Below are 23,303 nucleotides of genomic sequence, written 5' to 3'. Positions count from 1 at the left end.
GGTGCACCCGGTTCGACGGCGTGGCGCGCCGCCCGGTTCCTACACCTCGTCCAGAAGTTCCCACACGCACGCGGCGAGGCGGGCGTTGTCGGCCGGGGTGACCGTGCTCCACATGCGGCCGTCGTTGCTCGGCCTGGCCAGGTACAGGTAGCGGCCCGCGTCGGTGTCGTGGAAGGCGACGACCCGGCCCGCCCGCTGCCTGCGCTGGTCGCGGCCCACGCGCTCGACGCCGAACTGGCCGCGCGCGCCCATGCCGGTGAACATCGAGGAGAGGATCTGCGCGTCGTAGAGCGGCACACCGTTCTGGCTGAGCTCGGTAATCATGTTCTGCGGCGTGCCGCCGGACCGCGCGTCCGCCGCCGACAGCACCTCTGTCGGCAGGCTGACGGACCGGCCCGGGCCAGCGGGCGCCTCGCCCGCGACCGACACCGCGGCCTCGGCCAGCGCCGTCGCCCTGGCCGGGATCAGCCAGACCTCCGGCCCGTCGACCACCGCGAGCATCCCCTGCTCGCCGGAGGCCACGGCGAGGGCCTTGATCTCGTGGTCGGTCCACACCCAGCTGTCCACGCAGACCTGCGGGTGGGCCAGCAGACTCAGCCAGTCGGCCAACTCCGGCACGGCCCGGCGGCCCTCGACGAGCCCGCGCCGCGCGAGCGTGCCGAACGCGCCCGCGACCAGCTCGGCGCGCTCGGTGTGCGTCATGCCAGGACTGGGGACGGTGAGGGCGACGTGCTTGGCGGGCAGCCGCTCGGACTCCCAGAGCACGTCGAACTCAAGGGTGGAGAGGACGACGCTGGTGGACAAGGGCACGCTCAGTCGTCTTCCCCGAGCACCGGAGAGACCACGAGCCGGTCGTCGCCGAAGACGTCGTCGGAGTCGATGCCGTACTTGCGCACGTGCTCCTCGTCGTCCTCACCGGGCGCCCCGGCTCCCGCGGCGGCGGGCTGCATCAGCGACGCGGCGGGCCGCCCCGCCTTGCCACCGGCCAGCCGCTCCGCGTTGCGCGCCGCCCGCGCCTGCTCCTCCGGCACGTCCGCGGCCGCGTTCAGCCCGCGCGCCGCGCGCCCCTCCGCTGCCTCGGCGTTCTTGGCGCCCCTGATCAGCCGGTCCTTCTCGGCGGACGCACCGGCGGCCGCGCCCGCGCCACCGGCCCCCGCGATACCGGCGGCAGCGGCGATGTCACCCATGAGCGCGCCGGAGAACCCCGGCCGCAGGCCCGCGAAGTTGTTGCCGCCACCGGGCATACCGGGCAGCCCGGGCGTGATCGGCCCGACCCCCGAGGACCGCCCCGGCAGGTTCGGCGTCGAGTTGCCGCCACCACCGGGACCACCGGAACCGCCGGAACCGCCGGGATTGCCGCCCGGCCCACCCGGGTTGCCGGGGTTGTTCGGGTTGACCCCGGAGAAGTCACCCGACCCGCCGCCACCGGGCGGCGGCGCGTAGCCCCCACCGCCCCCTGGCCCGGGCGCCCCACTGGGCCGGAACGACCCGCCACCGGATGAGAAACCCTGCACCGAGGTCGTCCCGGTCGTCGGCACCGGCGTCGCCACCAGATTCAACCCCGGCGGCACCGGCAGCGACTGGTAGCTCCCCAGCGCGGCCTGGCTGCCCTGGCTGTACCCGTTCATCGCGGCCACCGCCTGCTGGTGCGCCTGCTGCGTCTGCCGCACCTGCTGCGCGTTGTCCGTCGTGTGCCCCAACGCCCCGGCGAACCGGTCGAACCCGTTGAGCTCCGTCGGCCCCCGCAACTGCTTGCCGTCGGGAGCGCCGTTGCGGGTGCTGGAGAACGTGTCCCCCTGCTCATTCACCCCGTCGGCCGACTGCTCCACGGTGGGCACGGCGTCGGCGGCGTAGATGCTGGAGTTCTTGGTGGCCTCTTGCCCACCCTCACCGGCGGTCCCCTCCCAGGAGACCCCGATCGCGGCCAACTGCTCCCGCAGCACCCGGTCAGTCTCAGCCAGTCCGTCGGCGATCTGCGTGAGCGCCTGCACCGCCTGGAACAGGCTCTCCGAACCCGGCCCCTGCCGCAGTTTGTCCAACTGGTCGGCGAGCGCGCCCATGCTGTAGCCCTCGAACCGGAGGTCTGCCAGCCCGCTGTCCCCTGCCATGTCAGCCCCTCACCTCGACGCCCGCAGCTGCTCGACCGCGAACCCGGCGACCTGCTCGCTCATCTGACACATCTGGTCCAACGTGAAAGAGCCTCGAAGGTCGATGCTCATGGTGACCCGCAAGCCTTGGCCTTGTGCGACATCGACAACCGACGTGCAGTCCGGGCTGTTCATCTGCGTGGAGCCGCGGAAGTAGAACCGGGCCGCCGCGTGACCGGCCACGGAGGTCAGGTGCGCCTCCACGTTTCGCTTGCCGGTGAGCCACGGCTCGATTCCCTCGGTCGTCACCGCGGTGACCCGGTAGTCATAGCCCTTACCCGGCGAGGTCACCTCAAGCGCGCACTGCTTGGCGCCCTTGTAGATCTCGCTGGTCCCGATCACAGCCCGCCTCTTCCAGACCTTCAACTCGGCCAACTGGGCTTCGGTGAACAAGGTGCACGGGTCGACACCGTCGACCTTGAGGTCAGCGGGCCGAGGCGGGATCGCCACTGTCGGTGTCGGCTCCGCCGGGGTGGACGAACTCGACGTTGGTGCTTCGGCGGTCGTCGTGCTGGTGGTCTCACCGGCAGGCGCGACAGCCTGACCAGGGTCGGTTGTCGTGCACGCGACACCGCCGATCAGGACGAGCACGACCGAAGCCGATGTCAGGACGCGACTACGCACGCTGGTCGCCTCCAAGGGTGGCCACGATCTCATCCTCGTTGTAGCCGTAGTTCCGCGCGCTCTCGATCAACTGGGAGACCAGGTTCCGCAGACTTGCGACGTACTCCCTCACCCGCACCTGATACGAGTCAGAGTCCGTGACCAGGCGTTCGTTCCACGCTGTCGCGACTTTCTCGCTCACGATGTCGTTTCCGGGAGGTACCACCTGCAAGGTCTCCAACGCGGGAATCACTTCGTCGGCGAGAGTCTCGACCTGGCTTTGGATGATCTTGGCGGCGGTGAGGACGTTGTCGTGGTTGACGACGAACTGGCCGCCGGGGGAGGCGCTGGGGAGGTTCTTGAGGAGTTGGTCCGCGGCGTGCATGGCCGCTCCAGCGACCGCGCCCGCCGCGCCGCCTACTGCGGCGCCGATGTTCATCTAACGCACCCCCGGTACGCGTCGTGATGTTGTCGTCTCGGTTCGCAGGCTACCAACGTGGTCGTGTGGCCTACCTGAACTTTGACGCAGAAACCAGGGGTTCGGTTCCGCTTATCGGGCGACAGGCACGCCGATCTCGCCGTCGAGGGCTCGTTGGGCGATGTCGGTGCGGTGGTGGGAGCCGGGGAGGTGGATGGCGTCGACCTTGCGGTAGGCCTCGGCGCGGGCGGCGGCGAGGTCGTCGCCGGTGCCGACGACGGCGAGGACGCGGCCGCCGGAGGAGACCAGGGCGCCGTCGTCGCGGCGGCGGGTGCCCGCGTGCAGGACGCCCTCGGCTTCGGCTCCGGTGATGACGTCGCCGGTGCGGGGGCGGCCGGGGTAGCCGTCGGCGGCGATGACGACGGTGACCGCGGCGCCTTCTGCCCATTCCAGCGGCGGGTGGTCGGCGAGTGCGCCGGTGGCGGCGGCGTGCAGCAGGCGGGACAGGGGGCTGCGGAGCAGGGCGAGGACGGACTGCGTCTCCGGGTCGCCGAAGCGGCAGTTGAACTCGATGACCTCCGGGCCCTTCTCGGTCAGTGCCAGGCCCGCGTAGAGGAGACCGGAGAACGGGGCGCCGCGGCGGGCCATCTCGTCGACGACCGGCTGGATGACGCGGGCGACGACGTCGTCGACGAGGCCGGGCGGGGTCCACGGGAGGGGGGCGTAGGCGCCCATGCCGCCGGTGTTGGGGCCCGCGTCGTTGTCGCCGACGCGTTTGAAGTCCTGGGCGGGGAGCAGCGGGACGACCGCGCCCTCGGCGTCCACGACGCAGAACAGGGACACCTCGGGGCCGTCGAGGAACGACTCGAGCAGCACGGGGTGGCCGCCGTCGAGCAGGGTCATGGCGTGCGCGCGGGCGGTGATGATGTCGCGGGTGACCACGACGCCCTTGCCCGCGGCGAGGCCGTCGTCCTTGACGACCCAGGTGGGGCCGAAGCGGGCGAGGGCGGCGTCGAGGCGGGCGGGGTTGTCCACGACCTCGCTGTGCGCGGTGGGCACGCCCGCGGTGGTCATGACGTCCTTGGCGAACGCCTTGGAGCCCTCGATGCGGGCGGCGGCGGCGCTGGGGCCGAAGCAGGCGATGCCCGCGTCGCGCACCGCGTCGGCGACGCCGACGACCAGCGGGCCTTCTGGTCCGACGACGACGAGGTCCGCTTTCCAGAGCTTCGCCAGCTCGACCACCGCGGCCGAGTCGGTCGCGTCGACGCCGTAGGTCTCCGACAGGGACGCGGTGCCCGCGTTGCCGGGGGCGCACGCCAGCGCGACCACCTCGGGGTCCTTCGACAGCGCGAGGACCAGGGCATGTTCGCGGGCACCAGACCCGATCACGAGGACACGCACGGTGAGTGAGCCTAGATGCACAGGGGCGCGGCGCGGTAATCAGCCCGCGAGGGCCTGCTGGGAGCCGGGGTGCAGAGGCACCGGTTCGGTCTTTCCGGCGGTCGCTTTGTCGATGCCGTTCGCGGCGGGATGGATCTTCGCGAGGTCGGCTTTCCGGTCCACGATGAGCCTGGTGATGGCACAGGCGTCGCCCGCGGCGAGGTCTTCGCGGACCAGCAGCATGTTGGGCACTTCGATGGTCTTGACGTCGGTGGGGAGGCCGTAGGTGGCGCTGGGGATGACGCCCTCGGTGTAGACCGGGCTGATCTTCTGCACGGCGGCGAGCTGCGGGGTGACGTCGATCAGCTCGACCTGCCCCTTCATGGAGGTGAACAGGTCGGTCAGCTCGGGCGCGGGCAGGCCGCCGGAGAAGAACAGCCCGTCGATCTGGCCGGACTTCATGCCGTCGACGGTGGGGCGCAGCGCGAGCCGCTGGGCGGCGACGTCGGTGGCGGGGTTCAGGCCCGCGGCTTCCAGGAGCCGGTTCGCGATGACCTCGGTGCCCGATTTCGGCGAGCCGGTGGAGATCTTCTTGCCGCGCATGTCGGCGACCGAGGCGATGCCGCTGCCGGTGCGCACGGCCACCTGCGTCGAGTTGGGGTAGATCCGGGCGAGTGCGCGGACGTTCGCCTTCTTGCCCTCGAACGCACCGGTGCCGTTGACCGCGTCGGCTGCGGTGTCGGCGAGGGAGAAAGCCAGGTCGTAGTCGCCCGCGACGAGTTGCTGGATGTTCTGCACGGACGCGCCGGTCTCGGCGGCGGTGGCCTTGAGCCTGGTGTTGTCGCTGATGAGCTGGGCGAGGCCGCCGCCGAGGGTGTAGTAGACGCCGCCGGTGTTGCCGGTGGCGATGGTGATGCGGCCGTCGGAGGTCTCGCAGGCGCCGTTCGCGGCGGCCGCGCCGGTGTCGGTGCGTTTGCCGCCGCAGCCTGCCGCGACCAGGGCTACCGCGACGGCGGTAAGCACGACTCGGTTACGCATGGGCGTTCTCCTCTTGGGCTGTCTTGTCGCGGACTGTCTTTCGGCGGGTAATCAGGTTCACGGCGACCGCCAGCGCGAGCAACCCGATGCCGAGGCCGACCGACAGCGGCTGGAGGTAGAGCAGGAGGAGCGCGGCAGGCACGCACAGGGCGCGCTCTGGCCACCGCGCGGGGCCGAAGAGCCAGCCGCCGGTCACCACGGCCAGCGCGGCCACCCCGGCGGCGGACGCGGCCGTCACCCACAGCACGTCGCCGAACGGGCGCTGGAGCAGCAGGGCCGAGCCGTTGTCGGTGAGCACGAACGCGATCGGCACGAGGAACGCGGGCAGCGTGTACTTCCAGGTCTGCCACATGGTCCGGATTACCGAGCCGCCGGTAATCGCGGCGGCGGCCACGGCGGCGAGCGCTGTCGGCGGCGTGACCTCGGACAGGACCGCGTAGTAGAAGATGAACATCGCCGTCTCGGCAGGCGCGACGCCCAGGTCGACCAGGGCGGGGCCCAGCACGACCCACGCGATGATGAACGACGCGGTCACCGGCACGGCGAGCCCCAGAACGCTTACCGCGATGGCGGAGAACACCACGGTCAGCGCGAGGACGACCAAGGGGTTGGTGGCCAGCGCGTTGGCCGCGTCCACCAGGGCGGCGGCCAGTTCGAGGCCGAGGCCGGTCTTGGTGATCGTGGAGGTGATCACGCCAGCCGCCGCGCAGACCGCGATCACCGGCAGCGCGCCGCGCACGCCCTCGGCCAGGGCGTTCGCCAGGTCGCGAATCCAGTCCCGCACGAGCGGCCAGGAGAAGCCAGCTCGCAGAGACCGGGCCACGATGGCGAACAGGGCCGCGACGCCGGTCGCGTAGACGACGGCGGTGAACGGCGGGATGTCCAGCGCGAGGAAGACGACGATGATCGCCAGCGACGCGAAGTGGTAGCCGCCGCGCTTGAGCAGCGGCCACACGCCGGGGGACTCGACGTGGACCGGTTTCGCGCCGAACCGGCGGGCGTCGGCCTCGACGGCGAACACGATGCCCAGGTAGTAGAGCAGCGTCGGGACGATCGCCCAGACGAGCACGGTCAGGTATGAGGTCTGCAGATACTCGGCGATGATGAACGCCGCCGCGCCCAGGGTGGGCGGCGACAGGATCGCGCCGATGCCGGAAGCGGCGAGCAGTCCGCCTGCGTTCTCACGCGGATAGCCCGCCTTGCGTAAGACGGGCCAGGTGATGGCGCCCAGGCTTACCGTCGTCGCGGTTCCCGAGCCCGAGACAGTGCCCAAGAGGAACCCGGAAAGCGCGGCCGTGCGGCCCGCGGCGGTCCGGGAGCGGCGGAACAGGGCGAAGCTGAAGTCTACGAAGAACGGGCCCGCGCCCGCCGCGGTGAGGACCGCGCCGTAGATGGTGAACAGCACGATGTAGGTCGCGGCGACGTCGAGCGGGACGCCGTAGAAGCCGCTCTGCTCGTTGAACAGCGCGTTGACGATCTGCGGGAAGTCGATGCCCGCGTGCGCGAAGCCCCAGTCCTGCGGCAGGTAGCCGCCGTAGTAGGCGAACGCGAGGAAGACCAGGCAGACGATCGGCAGGACGGGGCCGGTGGTCCGGCGGGTGGCCTCCAGCACGAGGACCAGCAGCAGCGCGCCCGCGACGACGTCGGCCGTGGACAGCACGGGCCGGTCGAGGAAGGCGTCGTAGCCGCCCGCGAACCCGCCGCCGCCGAAGGGCAGGACCGGATAGAGCCCCACGAGCAAGGCGGTTATGGATAAGAGCCAGTCGACAAGACGCGGGTTGTCGTCGTCCGGCCGTTTAGCCGTGGGCCGGTAGCAGAGGAAGACCAGCGGCAGCGTGAGTCCGAGGAAGATCACCAGGTAGTACTGGTTGCCCTTGGCGAAGGGCCAGAAGACCTGCTTGAGCACCAGCAGCGCGATGGCGACGGCGGCGACCCAGACGAGTGTTTCCCAGCGGCCGGTAAGCCGCCGCGACGGGCGTTCTTCGTCGTGCGAGCCCACCACGTCGGTGAGGAGGGCGGCGCGGTCGGCGGGCGGGTCGACGGTGTGGGCCAACCGTCCTCCTCGTCGGTGCGTGGATCTCCGCCGAACGTTACCGGTGTCCGGCGTCACACAGAAGCAACTTCACGCACCCAAGCGATGACATCCGGTGAGCATGAATGATCTCGCTCAGTGAACCCGCTCAGTCGAACCCGCCACCAGCTTCCCGCCGTTCATCCGCCGGTGGGCTGCCTTTCGCCCTGCGGTGGCCTGTCCGTCGCGGCGCGCGGCGACTGTTGCCCCGTACCCCGATGAGGAGGTCAACCATGCCGCGATCGGCTTTCCGGACCCTTGGAGTCGCCGTGTCCGCACTGGCCCTGCTGGGCTCCGCCACGATGAGCGCCGCGACCGCCGCCCCGGACCAGGTCGCCGCGCAGGAGCGCCACGGCCATGCCGCGCCGCTCGTCCTCGGCCACCGCGGCGCGTCGGGCTACCGGCCCGAGCACACGCTGGCCAGCTACGAGCTCGCCGCCCGGATGGGCGCGGACTACATCGAGCCCGACCTGGTCTCGACCAAAGACGGGGTGCTCGTCGCCCGGCACGAGCCGGAGATCGGCGGCACCACCGACGTCGCCAAGCGCCCGGAGTTCGCCGCGCGCAAGGCCACCAAGGCCCTCGACGGCGTGTCGGTCACCGGCTGGTGGACCGAGGACTTCACGCTGGCCGAGCTGCGCACGCTGCGCGCGGTCGAGCGCATCCCGGACGTGCGGCAGGAGAACACGATCCACAACGGCCGCCACCAAGTCCCCACGTTCCAGGAGGTCGTGGACCTGAGCAGGCGCCTCTCGCGCGAGCTGGGCCGCGAGATCGGGGTCTACCCGGAGACCAAGCACCCGACCTACTTCCGCGGGCTCGGCCTGGAGCTGGAGCCCAAGCTGGTCGAGGTCCTGGAGCGCAACGGCATGAACCGGCCGAACGCGAAGGTGTTCGTGCAGTCGTTCGAGGTGTCGAACCTCAAGGCGCTGCGCAAGCGGTTGCGGGTGCCGCTGATCCAGCTCACCTCCGCGTCGGGCGCCCCGTACGACTTCGTCGCCTCCGGCGACCCGCGCAAGTACGCCGACCTGCTCACCCCGGCGGGCCTGCGTGAGATCGCCGAGTACGCCTACGGCATCGGCCCGGCCAAGGACCAGGTCATCCCGCGCGACGCGACCGGCGGCCTGGCCGCGCCGACCGCGCTCGTGGGCGACGCGCACGCCGCAGGTCTGAAGGTGCACCCGTACACGTTCCGGGCGGAGAACTCGTTCCTGCCGCCGCGGCTGCGCACCTCCACGGTGGGCTCGGACTACGGCGACCTCTTCACCGAGCTTTCCGCCTTCTGGGCAGCGGGGGTGGACGGCGTGTTCACCGACAACCCGGACATCGCGGTCGCCTCCCGCGCGGAGACCTTCCCCCGCCGCTGACCGTCCGCCGCCACGAGCGGGTCGTCACCCGATGCGGTGACGACCCGCTGGGCGCATGTCAGACGACACGGCTGTCCACAAAGCACCAGCGCCACGACTCCCCGGGCTCGTAAGACCGAACGATCGGGTGATCCGTGCGCTGGTAGTGGGCCGTGGCGTGTTTGCGCGGGCTGGAGTCGCAGCAGGCGACGTGCCCGCAGGTCAGGCACTCCCGCAGGTGCACCCAGTCCCGCTCGCCCGCGGCGAGGCAGTCCTGGCACCCGTCCACCGCGTCCGGGGTGACCGCCGCGGGCAGTGCGTCGACGTGTTCGCAGGTCATGGCGGTTCCTCTCGTGCCTGTGGTCCCCGCGTAGGCAATCCTTGCGCAAGACGACGAAGGAGGCGCGCGTGGAACTTCTCCTGCTGCTCGCGGGGTCGCTTGCCTGCACCGCCCTGGCCCGCCGGTTCGACGCGCCCGCGCCGCTGGTGCTGGTCGCGGTCGGGCTCGTGGTGTCCTTCGCGCCCGGTGTGCCGGAGTTCCGATTGGACCCGGAACTGGTCCTGCTCCTCGTCTTGGCGCCGCTGCTGTACTCGGCCGCGTTGGACAGCTCCTATCTCGACATCAAGGCGAATATGCGCCCCATCGGGCTGCTCGCGGTCGGGCTGGTCCTGTTCACCACGGCCGTGGTCGGCGTGGTGGCGCACCTGCTGGTCCCGGGGCTGCCGCTGGGCTCGGCGCTGGTGCTCGGCGCGGTGGTCGCGCCGCCGGACGCGGTGGCCGCGGTCGCGATCGGCCGGAAACTGGGGCTGCCGAGGCGGGCGATGACGCTGCTGACCGGTGAGAGCCTGGGCAACGACGCGACCGCGCTTACCGCGTTCAAGGTAGCCGTGGCGGGCGTCGCGGCGTTCAGTTGGACAGATGGTGTCACGACGCTGCTGGTGACCTCGATCGGCGGCGTCCTGGTGGGCCTGGTCCTGGGCGTGGCGGTCCACGCGATCCGCCTCCGGCTCAACGACGGAATCCTGGAGAGCGCACTGGGGCTGCTCGTGCCGTTCGGGGCTTACCTGCTGGCCGAAGAGGCGCACACCTCGGGCGTGCTGGCGGTCGTGGCGGCCGGGCTGTACCTCGGGCACAACGCGACCCAGGCCGGTTTCGCGACCCGGCTGCAGGAGACGGCGGTCTGGCAGTCGCTGGACGTGCTGCTGGAATCGCTGGTGTTCGCGCTGATCGGGTTGCAGCTGCGAACGGTGGTGTCCGACGCGCGACCGGACTGGGACCTGGTCGCCGCGTCGGCGGGCGTGCTGCTGGCGGTCATCGTGAGCCGGTTCGTGTGGATGTTCCCCAGCGCCTACGTCCCGCGCTGGCTCTTCCCGCACATCCGGCGACGGGAGAAGAACCCGCCGGGATGGCGGCAGATCACCGTGATCTCGTGGGCGGGTATGCGCGGCGTCGTGTCCCTGGCCGCGGCGGCGGCGATCCCGCTGGACATGCCGGGGCGCGAGGTGGTGGTGCTGCTCGCGTTCGTGGTCACCGTGGGCACCCTGCTGCTGCAGGGCATGACCCTGCCCGCGCTGATCCGCGGCCTCGGTATACGCGCCGAGGACGGCCAAGACCGCGTCCTCGCCGAAGCCCAGGTGCAGGACGAGGCCGCCCGCGCCGCCCGCGCCCGCCTGGACGAGATCACCGCTGAGGGGAACACTCCCCGGCACCTCACCGACCGCCTGCGGGGCCTCGCCGAACACCGGGGCAACGCCGCCTGGGAACGCCTCGGCCGCCAGGACACCGAAAACCCGGCCGCCGCTTTCCGCCGTGTGCGCCGGGAAATGCTCAACGCCGAACGCGCCGTCTTCGTCGCCGCCCGCGACCGCGGCGACATCGATGACGAGATCCTCCGGCGGGTCCAACGGGAACTGGACCTGGAGGAAGCCGCCCTGGCGCGCAATTGACCACTGTGGACAGTGGGAAACGCCCCGGACCAACGGTGATCCGGGGCGTCGAAGAAGCGGCGGTCAGGCCATCTGGTGCCGGACGATGGTCTGCTCACGGCCGGGGCCGACCCCGACAGCGGAAACCCGCGCGCCCGCCAGTTCCTCGATCCGCTCGACATAAGCGCGCGCGTTGGCGGGCAACTCGTCAAACGAGCGGCACTCGCTGATGTCCTCCCACCAGCCCGGCAGCTCCTCGTACACCGGCACGGCGTGGTGCACATCGGTCTGGGTCATCGGCATGTCGTCGACCCTGCGACCGTCCACTTCGTACGCCACGCACACCGGAACCGTGTCCAGGCCGGAAAGCACGTCGAGCTTGGTCAGGAAGTAGTCGGTGATGCCGTTGACCCGGCTGGCGTAGCGGGCGATCACCGCGTCGAACCAGCCGGTGCGGCGCAGCCGCTTGGTGGTCACGCCGATCTCGCCGCCCACCTTGCGCAGCCGCTCGCCCATTTCGTCGCTCAACTCGGTCGGGAACGGGCCGGAGCCGACGCGGGTCGTGTACGCCTTGAGGATGCCGATCACCGTGGTGATCCGGGTGGGGCCGATGCCCGACCCGGCGCTCGCGCCGCCGGAGGTCGGGTTGGACGAGGTGACGAACGGGTAAGTGCCGTGGTCGACGTCGAGCAGGGTGCCCTGCGAGCCCTCCAGCAGCACCGTCTCACCGCGCTCCAGCGCCTGGTTGAGCAGCAGCCGGGTATCGGCGATGCGGTGGGCGAACTTCTCCCCGGACGCCAGCACCTCGTCCACGACCTGGTCCGGGTCGAGCGCCTTGCGGTTGTAGATCTTCACCAGCATCTGGTTCTTGATGTCGAGGGCAGCCTCGACCTTCTGCCGGAGGATCTTCTCGTCCAGCAGGTCCTGCACGCGGACCCCGACCCGGGCCACCTTGTCCTGGTACGCCGGGCCGATGCCGCGACCGGTGGTGCCGATCTTGGCCTTGCCCAGGTAGCGCTCCGTGACCTTATCGATGGCCACGTGGTACGGCATAATCAGGTGCGCGTCGGCCGAGATGAGCAGACCCGATGTGTCGACGGCGCGGTCTTCCAGCCCAGCCAACTCCTTGAGCAGCACACTCGGGTCGACCACGACGCCATTGCCGATGACGTTGGTCACGCCCGGGGTGAGGATGCCCGAGGGAATCAGGTGCAGCGCGAAGTCCTGCCCGTCGGGCAGCACCACCGTGTGCCCGGCGTTGTTCCCGCCCTGGTACCGCACGACCCACTGGACGCGCTCGCCGAGCAGGTCGGTCGCCTTTCCCTTGCCCTCGTCGCCCCATTGGGCGCCGATCAGCACGATTGCCGGCATGTGAAACTCCAGGTGTTGGCAGTGTGGAGAAACCAGTGGACACCCGTACCCGTGCCTCCTCGGGCGAATGCCGGTGACTGAGACTAGACCAGGAGACAGCAGTGAGCGCACTCGTGCTGGCCTGCGGAAACGCGGCCACCACTGGCCGCCCGCGGACCCTCACCCAGCGTGACGACCTGCGGTGGCGGGAACTGCCCCCCACCCCGGGCCGATCCGAGGTCGACCCGCTGCTCAAGACCACCGACGGAGACCGCCTGATCGTCCTCGGCACCGACGCCGACCTCGCCGCGATCGTGCTCAGGGTCATGCGCACCGACCGCCTCGCCACCACCCCCATCGGCTACCTCCCCACCGCCCCCTCGGCCATCCCCGACCTGTGGGGCCTGCCCCGCGACCCCGAACACCGCGCCCAGGTAGCCCTGACCGGCGACATCGACCCCACCCCCCTGATCCGCGACGACGCGGGCGGCGTCCTCATCGGCCTCGGCACCCTCGACCACCCCCAAGGCGTCGCCTACTGCGACGACGCCACCGCCCTGCGCGGCCGCGCCAAACGCATCGAGGTCACTCCGGACTTGGCGGGGGGCGCGGGCCTGGTGGCACGGGTGGTGCGCGGCGGACTGCTGGGCAAGCGAACGGAGACGTTCACGGGTCGCGCCTTCCAGATCGGCTGCGTGCCCACACGGCTCATCCGCGACGGCGTGCCGAAGGAAGTGGGGAAGTGGACGTGGTACCGACACACCGAGGACCTACGGGTGGCCCGTGGAGTTCTGTGACACCCAACCACCGACACTCGCATCGACCGGATGGGCACAAGCTCCACGCTCGGCCAGAGTGAGTCCACAACACCGTTCCGGTTCGTAAACCCCCTGGTCAACAAGTGTCTTCCCTGCGCACGCGGGGCTGTTCCGCCTGCCGACGCCGCGTCCGCGCTGAAACTGCTGTCTTCTCCGCACGCGGGTTGAGTTCCTCTGCCACTCGGCCCTTGCCTGCTTCCGCATGGCCAGGGCGAAGACCCGCTATTTCCGCCTCCCCGCCACCCCCGCCCACGACAAACCCCACCCTCCCCGGGGGGCCGCCCCGCTCCAGTCTATCGGCTCTGGGGGTGGGCGGTAGGGGGCGGCGAAATCTGTGGACAGCTTCCGGCTATGTGGATAACCAGCGCGGGCTCTCGGCGGTTTTGCCGTATAAGCGAGCGTTGGAGTGCCCCTATTCGGTGAGAGCAACCCCTGTTGGACCACCCCAGGCACACCGAGAGCTTTTACAGTAAGTCGTCGGGGTGTCACCCGAAGGTATAACGATCTCCACTTGGCCTCGACACGGTTGGACGGCACCGCGTGATCCCCTGCCACCGGAGGAACCATGTCGAAAACCAGGGCACTACTGGGCTCCTTACTCTTGTCGCTCGCGCTCGTCGTCGGAGTGGCCGCCGAGGCGGGCGCGACTCCACCGAACATTCCGAGCGCGAGCACCGCGAAGGCGGAGCTGGCCGCGCTCACCGTGCGGGCGGACGGCTCGATGACCGGCTACTCGCGGGACCTGTTCCCGCACTGGATCACCATCTCCGGTTCGTGCAACACGCGGGAGACCGTGCTCAAGCGGGACGGCTCCAACGTGGTCACCGACTCCTCCTGCGCGGCGACCTCGGGCCGCTGGTACAGCCCGTACGACGGCGCCACCTGGTCGCTGGCCTCGGATGTCGACATCGACCACGTGGTGCCGCTGGCGGCGGCGTGGCGGTCGGGCGCGTCGTCGTGGACGACGGCGCGGCGGCAGCAGTTCGCCAACGACCTGAGCCTGCCGCAGCTCATCGCGGTCACCGACAACGTCAACCAGGCCAAGGGCGACCAGACCCCGGCGACCTGGAAGCCGCCGCTGAGCTCGTACTGGTGCACCTACGCGAAGATGTGGACGCACGTGAAGTACAACTACGGCCTCAGCGTGAACTCGGCGGAGAAGTCGGCGCTGTCGAACATGCTCAACACCTGCTGACCCGGCGATGACCGCGACGCCCCCGGCGGACTCGTCCGTCGGGGGCGTCGCCATTGCGGGAGGATCAGCAGCGGGAGGATCAGCGGCGCGGCAGGCACTACGGAGGGAAACGCGATGTCGGAGTTCTCGTCCCCGTTCAGCGCGGGCCCCGGGGTGATGACCGAGGAAGTCGGCGTCATCACCGGTGAGCTGGAGTTGCGGTCGGTCAGCAGCGGCGACGGCGTGGTCACCGTCAAGGTCCGCTACGCGGGCGCCGACGAGTGGTACCGCCTGCGCGGCGGGCAGTGCAAGCTCGCCGACGATGCCGACCACGCCGCCGTGCACTCGCTGCTCGTCGGTGTTCTCAACCGCCCGGGCGGCTGATCAGAGCAGGCCGAGGGCCTTGGGCGCGGCCGGGTCGGAGTCGGCGAGGAACGTCGAGCACCGCTCGTACTCCTCGGTCTCGCCGATCGCCTTGGCCGCGCGGGCGAGCGCGGCCAACGCGCGCAGGAAGCCCTGGTTGGGGCGGTGCGACCACGGCACGGGGCCGAAGCCCTTCCAGCCGGAGCGGCGAAGCTGGTCGAGGCCGCGGTGGTAGCCGGTGCGCGCGTAGGCGTAGGCGGCGATCGGCTCGCCTGCGTCGAGCGCCCGTTCGGCCAGGGCGGCCCAGGCCTCGGAGAAGTCGGGCCAGGAGGTGGCGACCTCGGTCGGGTCGGCGCCGCCCTCCAGCGCGGCCTGCGGTTCGGCGCGGTCGGGAAGCAGTGTGGGGTCAGGTCCGAGCAGATTCCCTTGCATGGTCTCATCCTGCCGCGACCGGCGGTCTCAGGTGAACCGGCCCGGCTCTCGCCCACTGTGACCGGGTAAGCGCGACCCGTAAGGGAATGTCCCTAATTCACCCCAATGATGAGGGTCGCCCTTCCTGCGAGTCGGGGGCCGCAGTCATGATGGCGCGGTGAACCAGGGGACAGCTACCGACGACGACCCGGCCACCAAGGGTCCGGTCGGCCAGTTCAAGGACTTCTTCCGGCTGCACTGGACGCGGGGCGCAGCGGGCCGGGAAACACCCGAATGGGTGTGGCATTTCGCGTACCGGATGTGGCTGCTGGCGCTGCTGTTCAAAATGCTCGGCTCGTCCTGGGACGAGTCATGGCACTTCAAGTTCCAGCGCGACGACCTGGCCCCGCCGCATTTGATCAACAGCGTCGGCACCGGTGTCGCCGTCGTCCTGGTCGCGATCCACAGCTTCACCGGCATGGCCGCGACCAGGCGGTCGCAGCGGCTGCTGCAGAGCGGGCTCGCGGTGTTCCTCATCGCCGCGCCGCTCGATGTGATCAACCACCGGGTCAACGGCCTCGACTTGACCGCGTGGAGCCCGTCGCACGCGCTGCTTTACCTGGGCACCGCGATGATGATCCTGGGCCTGATCGACGGCTGGCTCACCGCGGGGCCGGGTGGCCGGGCGCGGCCGTGGGTGCTGGGCGGGCTGTGGGTGTTCTTCCTGGAGAACACGCTGTTCCCCAACGGCCAGCAGGAGTACGGGGTGCTGGAGTTGGCGTCCTGCCTGCCGGGCGGCGTCCTCGACCCGAGCACCTGTTACGCCGAGCGCAGCCTGCTGGAGTTCGCCGCGGAGCAGATCGGCCGGTCGGTCGACTACGAGGCGATCAAGCACTTCGCCCTGCCGATCCCGGACTGGGTGTACCCGATGTGGGGCATCGGGGTGGCCGCGCTGGTCCTGGCGGTCGCGGGCAAGACGATCGGGCGGACGTGGGCGGCCACGGCGGTCGCGGGCGCGTATGTCGCCTACCGCGCGGTGATCTGGCCGTTGCTGGTCATGGGCGACTTCCCGCCGTCGACGGTGCCGTTCTACCTGGTGTTCGTCGGTGTCGCCGTGGATGTCGTGCGCCGGGCGAACCTGCCGCACGCCGCCGAGGCGCTGGCGGGCGCGGCCGTGGTGACCGTGCTCGGGCACGCCGCGCTGTACGCGCAGGACGTCCTGATCGCCGCCCCGCCGGTCGCCTGGTGGTCGGCGCCGATCACGTTCGCCCTGGTCGCCGCCCTGTGGTGGGCCGGACGTCCACTGGCGAAGCTGGTCAACCGCAGGCCGCCCGCCCTGGCCCGCGCCACAGTCTGACCCAATCGACAGACGGCCCTCCCAGATCCGGGAGGGCCGTCACCGTCACGCCGCCTTCGGGTCGCTCTCACCGACTTCGCGCGCCCCGCACCCCCACCGGACAACCCCCACCCGTCCCTGGGGGGCCGGCCCCGCTCCAGCGTATCGGCGCAGGTCAGCGGGGCCAAGGGGGCGGGGTGGGGCTGTGGATAACTCGGGGGCGGGCGTAAGCGAACGCCGAGGTCAGCCCGCGATCATGCGGCCCGCGCTCTTCAGATGTTCACACGCCTGGGTGATGCGGGCGGCCATGGCCTGCTCGGCTGCCTTGAGGTAGCTGCGCGGGTCGTAGGTCTTCTTGTTGCCGACCTCGCCGTCGATCTTGAGGACACCGTCGTAGTTGGTGAACATGTGCGCGGCGATCGGGCGGGTGAAGGCGTACTGGGTGTCGGTGTCGATGTTCATCTTGATGACGCCGTAGGACACCGCCTCGTGGATCTCCTCCAGCAGCGAGCCGGAGCCGCCGTGGAAGACCAGGTCGAAGGGCTTGGCGTCGGCGCCGAGGCCGAGCTTCTCCGCGACGACTTCCTGGCCCTGCTTGAGGATCTCCGGGCGCAGCTTCACGTTGCCCGGCTTGTAGACGCCGTGCACGTTGCCGAAGGTCGCGGCCAGCAGGTAGCGGCCCTTCTCGCCGACGCCGAGGGCGTCGACGGTCTTGAGGTAGTCCTCGGCGGAGGTGTAGAGCTTGTCGTTGATCTCGTTGGCGACGCCGTCCTCTTCGCCGCCGACGACGCCGACCTCGATCTCCAGCACGATCCGCGCCTTCGCGGCCTTCTCCAGCAGTTCGGCGGCGATCTGCAGGTTCTCGTCCATGGGCACCGCGGAGCCGTCCCACATGTGCGACTGGAACAGCGGGTTCTTGCCCGCGTCGACGCGTTCCTGGCTGAGCGCGATCAGCGGGCGGACGAAGCCGTCGAGCTTGTCCTTGGGGCAGTGGTCGGTGTGCAGGGCGACGTTCACCGGGTACTTCTCGGCGACCACGTGCGCGAACTCCGCCAGCGCGACCGCGCCGGTGACCATGTCCTTGACCTTGGTGCCGGAGGCGAACTCCGAGCCGCCGGTCGACACCTGGATGATGCCGTCGCTCTCGGCTTCGGCGAATCCGCGCAGCGCGGCGTTCAGTGTCTCCGACGAGGTCACGTTGATGGCGGGGTAAGCGAACTCGTTCGCCTTGGCCCGGTCCAGCATCTCCGCGTAGACCTCGGGTGTGGCGATGGGCATCTGTGGTCCTCCTCGGGGTGGGCCTGCGCCGTTCTGGCGCATCCTACGAGCAGCGCCCGCCGCCCGTCTTGGGCAGACTGGCCCTATGGCCACCGCTACCTGGAACGGCGCGATCATCGCTGAGAGCGACGACACAAAGATCGTCGAAGGCAACCACTATTTCCCCATCGATTCAGTGCACCAGCAGTACCTGCGCCCGTCGGAGACCTCGTCGGTGTGCCCGTGGAAGGGCACGGCGAGTTACTACACACTGCATGTCGACGGGCAGGACAACGTCGACGCCGCCTGGTACTACCCGGAACCCAAGGACGCGGCGGCCGAGATCAAGGGTCACGTGGCGTTCTGGAACGGCGTCGAGGTCACCGACTGAATCACCCGATCCGACTCACCCGATCGCGGCGGCGAGCCGCCGGTAAGCCTCTCGGTCGAGCCCGCCGTCGGGGGTGACCACCTGCAGCGCCACGTGGTCGGCCCCGGCGGCGAAGTGCTCGTCGACTCGGGCGAGGACGGCGTCCTCGTCGCCCCAGGCGACCAGGGCGTCGATCAGGTGGTCGCTGCCCTTGACGTCGTCTTCGCTGAACCCGAGCCTGCGCCAGTTGCGCACGTAGTTGGGCAGCTTGAGATACATGTCGAGGGCTTGGCGGGCGGTCTCGCGCGCCCGCCTCGGGTCGGTTTCCAGCAGGACGTGCTGCTCGGGGGCGAGCAGCGGCCCGTCGCCGAGGATTTCGCGGGCCCGCGCGGTGTGCTCGGGGGTCACCAGGTAGGGCAGGGCGCCGCGGCTGCGTTCGCCCGCGAGCCGGATGGCCTTGGGGCCGAGCGCGGCGACGGCGACGTCCCGCGCGGGCACGGCTAGTTGGTCGAGGTAGTCGGCGAGCTTGCTGAGCGGGCGCTCGTAGGTCTCGGCGGTGGCGGTCTCCACGATGGGCTTGTGGCTGCTGCCGACCCCGAGGATGAACCGGTCGGGGTGCCGGGTGCTGATGCGGTCGTACTCGGTGGCGACCGCGGCGGGGGCGGCGGTCCAGACGTTGACGATGCTGGGGCCGATCGCCATGGTCTTGGTCGCGTCCAGCAGGCGTTCCACGAGGCCGAGGTCTGCGTCGGGGAGCGCGCCGAGCCACAGCGCGCCGAAGCCGAGTTCTTCCAGCTCGGCGGCGGCTTCCTTCTGGTCGGGCCAGAGGTAGGCCAGGCTCCAGATCCCGATCCGGCCCAGTTCGACTGCCATCCCGCCTCCAGGTTGTTCGCAGATTTACGAACCATAGCGCCTGCGCGCGGGAGCGCGACCTGAATCACTCTGCCGGGTGGCGAGCCGCTGTCGGAGCCGCCGAAATACCTGTTACTCGCGGTAGCTTACTCGCGGTAAGTTGGGGTACGGTGCCGAGACAATCCGTTTCCTGGAGGCACCGATGGGCGTGACGAACCTGCTGGCACGTGAGCAGAGCGTCAAAGGCAAGGTCATCCTGATCACCGGCGCGGCCCGCGGCCTCGGCGCGGGCCTGGCCAAGCGGCTCGCCGCCCGGGGCGCCAAGGTCGCCCTGGTCGGCCTCGAACCGGCGGAGATGGCCGCGGTCGCCGCCGAATGCGGGCCAGACGCCGCTGTCTTCACCGCCGACGTCACCGACTGGGCCGGGCTCGAAACGGCGGTCAAGGGCGTGGTCGAGCGCTTCGGCGGCATCGACATCGTGGTCGCCAACGCGGGCATCGCCGCGGCGGGCTTCATCCGCTCCATCGACCCGGCCGCCTTCGAGCGCACCATCGAGGTCGACCTGCTCGGCGTCTGGCGCACCGTGCGGACCACGCTGCCGCACGTCATCGACCGCAAGGGCTACGTGCTGGTGGTGTCCTCGCTCGCCGCGATCACCCACGCCCCGGCGATGGCCGCCTACGCCGCGTCGAAGGCAGGTGTCGAGGCGTTCGCCAACAGCCTGCGCGCCGAGGTCCGCCACCTGGGCGTCAAGGTCGGCGTCGCGCACCCGTCGTGGATCGCGACGGACCTGGTCCACGGCGCCGACGAGCACCCGGTCTTCGGCCCGCTGCGCTCGGCGATGCCCGGCCCGATCGGCAAGACCCACCCGGTGCCGCTGGCGCTGGACGCGCTGGAGAAGGGTGTGCTGCGCCGCGACCGGTCGGTCCACGTCCCCGGCTGGGTCGGGCTGCTCAAACTGGTCCGCGCGTTCCTCCCGCCGGTGATCGAGATCGGCGGCAAACTGCGCGGCAACCTCGTCGCCAAGGCCGACAAGGCGGCGCTGGCCGACATCGCCCAACGCGGCGCGGAGGTCTCCTCCCGCCCGGTCGGAGCGGGCGGCGCGGCAGCGGTCCGCAAGCCAGCGGCAGCGATAGACCAGCGGTAGAACCAGGGAGACGCGGTGTCGAAGCGGGACCGGATCAGGATGACTCCCGACGAAGTCCGGGAGTTCCTGGGCGCGGAGCGGGTCGTCGCCGTGGCCACCCTCGGCCCCGGCGGCAGGCCGCACCTCGCCCCGCTCTGGTACGTCCCCGACGGCGACACCCTGTCCACCTGGACCTACGGCTCGTCCCAGAAGACGGCCAACCTGCGGCGCCTGCCGCAGGCCACCCTCCTGGTCGAGGCGGGCGACTCCTACGACCAACTGCGCGGCGTCTCCCTGGAATGCGACGTGGAGATCGTCGAGGACACCGAGCGGATCACCGCCATCGGCGCCGCCATGACCCTGCGCTACACCGGCAGCGAGGAAGCCGCCACGGCGGCGTCCCAGTTCGTCCGGGCGCAGGCGGCCAAGCGGGTCGGCCTGGTGTTCACCCCGACCAAGGTCGTCTCCTGGGACCACCGCAAACTCGGCGGAACCTACTAGCCGACCTCACAGATCGAGGACCGTGCGGTCACCCAGGTCACGAACCAGCTTGGCGGCGAGCGTCCAGGCGATGGCGGGGTCGGTGAACGGCACAGCCCAGTGCTCGACGGGGACCGGGTCGGGACGGCCCGCGCGGTAGCGGATGCCGTCGACGCCGTACAGGGGGAACGATCCGGCGCGCACGAGGACGTGGCCCTTCCGCAGGGCCGGGCAGACGGTCACCGACAGGCGCGCGCAGGACCAGCAGATCGGCGGCTCGGTCACCAGCATGTCCGCCAGGCAGGGGACACCGGTGTCGCGGAGCAGCCACAGGACGCCGTGCTCGGTGGTGTCCGCCGGGGTGCCGCACACCTGGCAGAGCAGCTTGCGCATCGCCCTGCGCTGGCGCAGCGGGTGGACCTTGGCGTACTGCGGTTTGCCGTGCCCCGGCCTGCCGGTGGCCCGGTCCCAGAGGACGCCCATGCGGTCGCGGTCGCCGAGGATCTCGTCGGGGTAGGCGATCCCGGCGCCGCCAGGGCGCTCCACGAGGTGCGGGAGATCGTCCCAGTGCTCCCCGCTCCAGGTGGCGACATAGGGGACGACGAGACCCGGCTGGCTTGTGTTCACGCCGCCTCACCGCCCGTTTCCAGAACGCGGTCGTAAGGCGTGTCCGCCAGCAACGCGCTCACCGGAATGACCACACGCGGCGCCCCCGGTTCACCTGGCGCGGGAATCTCCGCGAGTTCCCGCGCGAGGTCGGCGACCGCGGCGCGGTGGGCTATCCACACCACGCCGTCCACCTCGGGTGCCACACGCAACCCCACCACCGCTGGCCCGAAGACGAAGACCAAGTCGGTATGCCGCGCCCGCTCCCGACTCGCCGCGACCGCGAACGCGCCGCCGTCGTCGGCGAGCAGGTGAAATCTCCACCCGTGGTCCCGTGCGGCGGACAACGCGCGCAACTGCGGCACCCGGGTGACGGCGTCGGCTTCGGTGATCACAGAGTTCGGCATCCGGTCGACTCCACAGCTCGGCGACAAAGGGGACACCCGGCAAGGGGTGTCCGCGACCGACTTTCCCGGCCTAGACATCACGGCCCCAGGGGGCAGGCACCGGTATCTCATCGGCCGCAGGTGGGCGAGATGTTGGGATGCGGGCTATGACCTGCGGTAACGAGTCATATCCGATACGTGACAGGTATGGGAGACTGGATGCCATGGCGGCACGACGAGACAGACTTGCCAGGGCACGCAAAGCAGCGGGCTACACCCAGGAACGCCTCGCCGAGGAACTGCACATCGACCGCACCGCCGTCCACACCTGGGAATCCGGAAAACACGAACCCCTGCCGTACCTGCGGCCAAAGCTGGCCCGCCTACTCGGCCTCACCCTCCGCGAACTCGAAACCCTACTGGCGAACGAGACAAGCAACAGCACCGACGAGCACTGGGCGGCTTTGATCCGCACTTGGGTGGACACCATGAATCGTCGCGAACTCCTGCAACTACTCGGCTGGACAACCGCAACGGCAAGCGCACCATCGCTCACCAACCTGAACACCGACGAACAAGAACGCGTCGCCAAGGCCGTCGCCGCCCCGCAACGCGTCGACGAACAGGTCATCGGACACATTGAGACCATCTACTGGACCTGCCGACGACAAGACGACGCACTCGGCGCACAAGCCGTGCTCGCCACTGTGCTCGCGCAGATCGCTCTCACGGAGACGATGCTTCCGCATTGCCCCGGCCACCTCCGACCGAAGCTATTGGCGACCTATAGCAAACTCTCCGATCTGGCAGGTTGGCTGCATACCGACAGCGGAAACTACTCCGACTCCAACCGACACCGGGAGCAAGCCCGTCTGTCGGCTCACGAAACCCGCGACCCAACATTGGCCAGCTTTATCCTCAGCCGAATGAGCTACACCGCCAGGGCGGAGAAGAAGCTACATCTCGCGATCGACTACGCCGAAGCCGCACAAAAGTTGGCAGGACGCGGGGACGACGCGCTGGTGCAGGGCTACGCCTCCAGTCAAACCGCCCGCTCCTACGCGGAAGACGGTCAACTCGCACCCTGCATGGAAGCACTTGACGAAACCGAACAGGCCCTCGAAATAGCCACCTCCCAATCTTCAGCCCCTGTGTCACTGGCATACTTCTACGATGAGGGGTCAATCGGCAGCGCGAAAAGCTCCTGCTTCCTGGCACTTGATCGCCCCCACGACGCAGTCGCACAAGCGCACAACTCCCTCTCCCGGCACGAAAAGGCGATGGTGCGCGACAACGCGTACACAATGCTCTACCTCGCCAACGCACACATCCAACTCAAAGAACCGGACGCCGCCGCCCTGATCATGGGTGACGTCATCGAAGCCACCACCCAGAACCGCTCCGTGCGACTGCGGGAGCGACTGCATAGCACTCGCGCCACCCTGCGACCGTGGAATGACTCCGACGCTGTGCGCCAACTTGACGAGCGGTTGGCGGGGAGCCGAGGCTGATTCGGTCAGCCCGCCCAGGGGCCCAGCAGGATCTTCCACTCGCGGATGGCGCGGTCGGCGGCGACGCTCTCGGTGGTGTACGGGTCCTCGGCGAGGAGTTTGTCCAGTTCGGCGCGGTCGGTGACCTTGAAGACGACGAAGCCGCCCAGGTCGTCGGCCCAGGGGCCCGCGGCGACCACCTGGCCGGTCTCGACCAGGCCCGTGATGTAGTCGCGGTGTGCGGGACGGGCAGCCGCCAGGAGGTCGCGGTCTTCCACGTAGCGGGTGTCCACGGTGAACCAGGTCATGCGGCCATGATCGCAAGCCGGGTTTCTGACCCGTCGGGCGGTGTGTT

25 protein-coding genes are annotated in these 23,303 nt (G+C 70.1%); 10 read left to right on the top strand and 15 right to left on the bottom strand.

Going from position 1 to position 23,303, the window contains the following annotated elements:
• Positions 1-39 precede the first annotated feature (39 nt).
• The 7 genes from BLS56_RS12515 to BLS56_RS12485 all read right to left on the bottom strand — a co-directional run bounded on the left by BLS56_RS12515 (position 40) and on the right by BLS56_RS12485 (position 7,639).
• On the bottom strand, positions 40-816 hold the full coding sequence (locus tag BLS56_RS12515) for an ESX secretion-associated protein EspG (RefSeq protein WP_407640512.1): 777 nt from the start codon (positions 814-816) through the stop codon (positions 40-42).
• Positions 813-2,108: a PPE domain-containing protein gene (locus BLS56_RS12510; RefSeq protein WP_091450190.1), complete on the bottom strand. Its 1,296-nt coding sequence runs from the start codon at positions 2,106-2,108 to the stop codon at positions 813-815. The genes BLS56_RS12515 and BLS56_RS12510 overlap by 4 nt, the downstream gene beginning before the upstream one ends.
• Before the next feature lie 9 nt (positions 2,109-2,117).
• Positions 2,118-2,771 (bottom strand): DUF3558 domain-containing protein, encoded by a 654-nt coding sequence (locus tag BLS56_RS12505; protein ID WP_175482795.1) that lies wholly within the window; start codon positions 2,769-2,771, stop codon positions 2,118-2,120.
• Positions 2,764-3,189, bottom strand: coding sequence for a PE domain-containing protein (locus tag BLS56_RS12500; RefSeq protein ID WP_091450188.1), 426 nt, complete (start codon positions 3,187-3,189; stop codon positions 2,764-2,766). The genes BLS56_RS12505 and BLS56_RS12500 overlap by 8 nt, the downstream gene beginning before the upstream one ends.
• Positions 3,190-3,300: 111 nt before the next feature.
• On the bottom strand, positions 3,301-4,569 hold the full coding sequence (purD, locus tag BLS56_RS12495; protein ID WP_091450401.1) for a phosphoribosylamine--glycine ligase: 1,269 nt from the start codon (positions 4,567-4,569) through the stop codon (positions 3,301-3,303).
• A gap of 39 nt (positions 4,570-4,608) precedes the next feature.
• A complete protein-coding gene (locus BLS56_RS12490) occupies positions 4,609-5,586 on the bottom strand; it encodes a TAXI family TRAP transporter solute-binding subunit (RefSeq protein ID WP_091450187.1) in 978 nt (325 codons plus the stop codon).
• Positions 5,579-7,639 carry a TRAP transporter permease gene (locus tag BLS56_RS12485; RefSeq protein WP_091450186.1) on the bottom strand — a complete coding sequence of 687 codons (2,061 nt, stop codon included), beginning with the start codon at positions 7,637-7,639 and terminating at the stop codon, positions 5,579-5,581. The genes BLS56_RS12490 and BLS56_RS12485 overlap by 8 nt, the downstream gene beginning before the upstream one ends.
• 251 nt (positions 7,640-7,890) lie before the next feature.
• Between BLS56_RS12485 and BLS56_RS12480 the strand changes: the two genes are divergently transcribed.
• Positions 7,891-9,024, top strand: coding sequence for a glycerophosphodiester phosphodiesterase (locus tag BLS56_RS12480; protein ID WP_175482794.1), 1,134 nt, complete (start codon positions 7,891-7,893; stop codon positions 9,022-9,024).
• Between the two features lie 58 nt (positions 9,025-9,082).
• On the opposite strand, the gene BLS56_RS12475 is transcribed toward BLS56_RS12480, so the two are convergent.
• Positions 9,083-9,343, bottom strand: coding sequence for a UBP-type zinc finger domain-containing protein (locus BLS56_RS12475; RefSeq protein ID WP_091450185.1), 261 nt, complete (start codon positions 9,341-9,343; stop codon positions 9,083-9,085).
• 68 nt (positions 9,344-9,411) lie between these two features.
• On the opposite strand from BLS56_RS12475, the gene BLS56_RS12470 reads away from it, so the two are divergent.
• A complete protein-coding gene (locus BLS56_RS12470; RefSeq protein ID WP_091450184.1) occupies positions 9,412-10,950 on the top strand; it encodes a Na+/H+ antiporter in 1,539 nt (512 codons plus the stop codon).
• A 63-nt stretch (positions 10,951-11,013) separates the two neighbouring features.
• On the opposite strand, the gene BLS56_RS12465 is transcribed toward BLS56_RS12470, so the two are convergent.
• Positions 11,014-12,300, bottom strand: coding sequence for an adenylosuccinate synthase (locus tag BLS56_RS12465; RefSeq protein ID WP_091450183.1), 1,287 nt, complete (start codon positions 12,298-12,300; stop codon positions 11,014-11,016).
• A gap of 101 nt (positions 12,301-12,401) precedes the next feature.
• Here BLS56_RS12465 and BLS56_RS12460 point away from each other — a divergent pair, with 101 nt between their 5' ends.
• The 3 genes from BLS56_RS12460 (at position 12,402) to BLS56_RS12450 (ending at position 14,655) form a co-directional block, all read left to right on the top strand.
• Positions 12,402-13,076, top strand: a complete 675-nt coding sequence (locus BLS56_RS12460) for a hypothetical protein (protein ID WP_091450182.1) — start codon at positions 12,402-12,404, stop codon at positions 13,074-13,076.
• 586 nt (positions 13,077-13,662) lie between these two features.
• Complete coding sequence (locus BLS56_RS12455) at positions 13,663-14,292, top strand: HNH endonuclease family protein (protein WP_091450181.1); 630 nt, start codon at positions 13,663-13,665, stop codon at positions 14,290-14,292.
• Between the two features lie 114 nt (positions 14,293-14,406).
• Positions 14,407-14,655: a hypothetical protein gene (locus BLS56_RS12450; protein WP_091450180.1), complete on the top strand. Its 249-nt coding sequence runs from the start codon at positions 14,407-14,409 to the stop codon at positions 14,653-14,655.
• Here the strand turns inward: BLS56_RS12450 and BLS56_RS12445 are convergent, their stop codons facing one another.
• Entirely contained in the window at positions 14,656-15,066 is a 411-nt protein-coding gene (locus BLS56_RS12445; protein ID WP_091450179.1) for a DUF3151 domain-containing protein, read from the bottom strand. It abuts the gene before it with no gap.
• A 157-nt stretch (positions 15,067-15,223) separates the two neighbouring features.
• On the opposite strand from BLS56_RS12445, the gene BLS56_RS12440 reads away from it, so the two are divergent.
• Positions 15,224-16,402: a hypothetical protein gene (locus tag BLS56_RS12440; RefSeq protein ID WP_091450178.1), complete on the top strand. Its 1,179-nt coding sequence runs from the start codon at positions 15,224-15,226 to the stop codon at positions 16,400-16,402.
• A 222-nt stretch (positions 16,403-16,624) separates the two neighbouring features.
• Here BLS56_RS12440 and fbaA read toward each other — a convergent pair whose 3' ends face one another.
• Positions 16,625-17,659, bottom strand: coding sequence for a class II fructose-bisphosphate aldolase (gene fbaA / locus BLS56_RS12435; RefSeq protein ID WP_091450177.1), 1,035 nt, complete (start codon positions 17,657-17,659; stop codon positions 16,625-16,627).
• Between the two features lie 85 nt (positions 17,660-17,744).
• Between fbaA and BLS56_RS12430 the strand changes: the two genes are divergently transcribed.
• Positions 17,745-18,029 (top strand): DUF427 domain-containing protein, encoded by a 285-nt coding sequence (locus BLS56_RS12430; RefSeq protein ID WP_091450176.1) that lies wholly within the window; start codon positions 17,745-17,747, stop codon positions 18,027-18,029.
• Positions 18,030-18,044: 15 nt separating this feature from the next.
• On the opposite strand, the gene BLS56_RS12425 is transcribed toward BLS56_RS12430, so the two are convergent.
• Positions 18,045-18,881 (bottom strand): LLM class F420-dependent oxidoreductase, encoded by an 837-nt coding sequence (locus BLS56_RS12425; protein WP_091450175.1) that lies wholly within the window; start codon positions 18,879-18,881, stop codon positions 18,045-18,047.
• Positions 18,882-19,062: 181 nt separating this feature from the next.
• Between BLS56_RS12425 and BLS56_RS12420 the strand changes: the two genes are divergently transcribed.
• Both BLS56_RS12420 and BLS56_RS12415 read left to right on the top strand, forming a co-directional pair.
• Positions 19,063-20,007 carry an SDR family oxidoreductase gene (locus tag BLS56_RS12420; RefSeq protein ID WP_091450174.1) on the top strand — a complete coding sequence of 315 codons (945 nt, stop codon included), beginning with the start codon at positions 19,063-19,065 and terminating at the stop codon, positions 20,005-20,007.
• Between the two features lie 15 nt (positions 20,008-20,022).
• Positions 20,023-20,487: a pyridoxamine 5'-phosphate oxidase family protein gene (locus BLS56_RS12415; protein WP_091450173.1), complete on the top strand. Its 465-nt coding sequence runs from the start codon at positions 20,023-20,025 to the stop codon at positions 20,485-20,487.
• Between the two features lie 6 nt (positions 20,488-20,493).
• On the opposite strand, the gene BLS56_RS12410 is transcribed toward BLS56_RS12415, so the two are convergent.
• Both BLS56_RS12410 and BLS56_RS12405 read right to left on the bottom strand, forming a co-directional pair.
• On the bottom strand, positions 20,494-21,093 hold the full coding sequence (locus tag BLS56_RS12410; RefSeq protein WP_091450172.1) for a hypothetical protein: 600 nt from the start codon (positions 21,091-21,093) through the stop codon (positions 20,494-20,496).
• Complete coding sequence (locus BLS56_RS12405) at positions 21,090-21,479, bottom strand: hypothetical protein (protein WP_091450171.1); 390 nt, start codon at positions 21,477-21,479, stop codon at positions 21,090-21,092. The genes BLS56_RS12410 and BLS56_RS12405 overlap by 4 nt, the downstream gene beginning before the upstream one ends.
• Before the next feature lie 203 nt (positions 21,480-21,682).
• Between BLS56_RS12405 and BLS56_RS12400 the strand changes: the two genes are divergently transcribed.
• A complete protein-coding gene (locus BLS56_RS12400) occupies positions 21,683-22,969 on the top strand; it encodes a helix-turn-helix transcriptional regulator (protein WP_175482793.1) in 1,287 nt (428 codons plus the stop codon).
• A gap of 5 nt (positions 22,970-22,974) precedes the next feature.
• Here BLS56_RS12400 and BLS56_RS12395 read toward each other — a convergent pair whose 3' ends face one another.
• Complete coding sequence (locus tag BLS56_RS12395; protein ID WP_091450169.1) at positions 22,975-23,256, bottom strand: YciI family protein; 282 nt, start codon at positions 23,254-23,256, stop codon at positions 22,975-22,977.
• Positions 23,257-23,303 lie beyond the last annotated feature (47 nt).

The sequence above is a fragment of the Actinokineospora iranica genome (genome assembly GCF_900101685.1).
GTDB lineage: Bacteria > Actinomycetota > Actinomycetes > Mycobacteriales > Pseudonocardiaceae > Actinokineospora > Actinokineospora iranica.
This window is presented reverse-complemented; position numbering and strand designations above follow the sequence as displayed.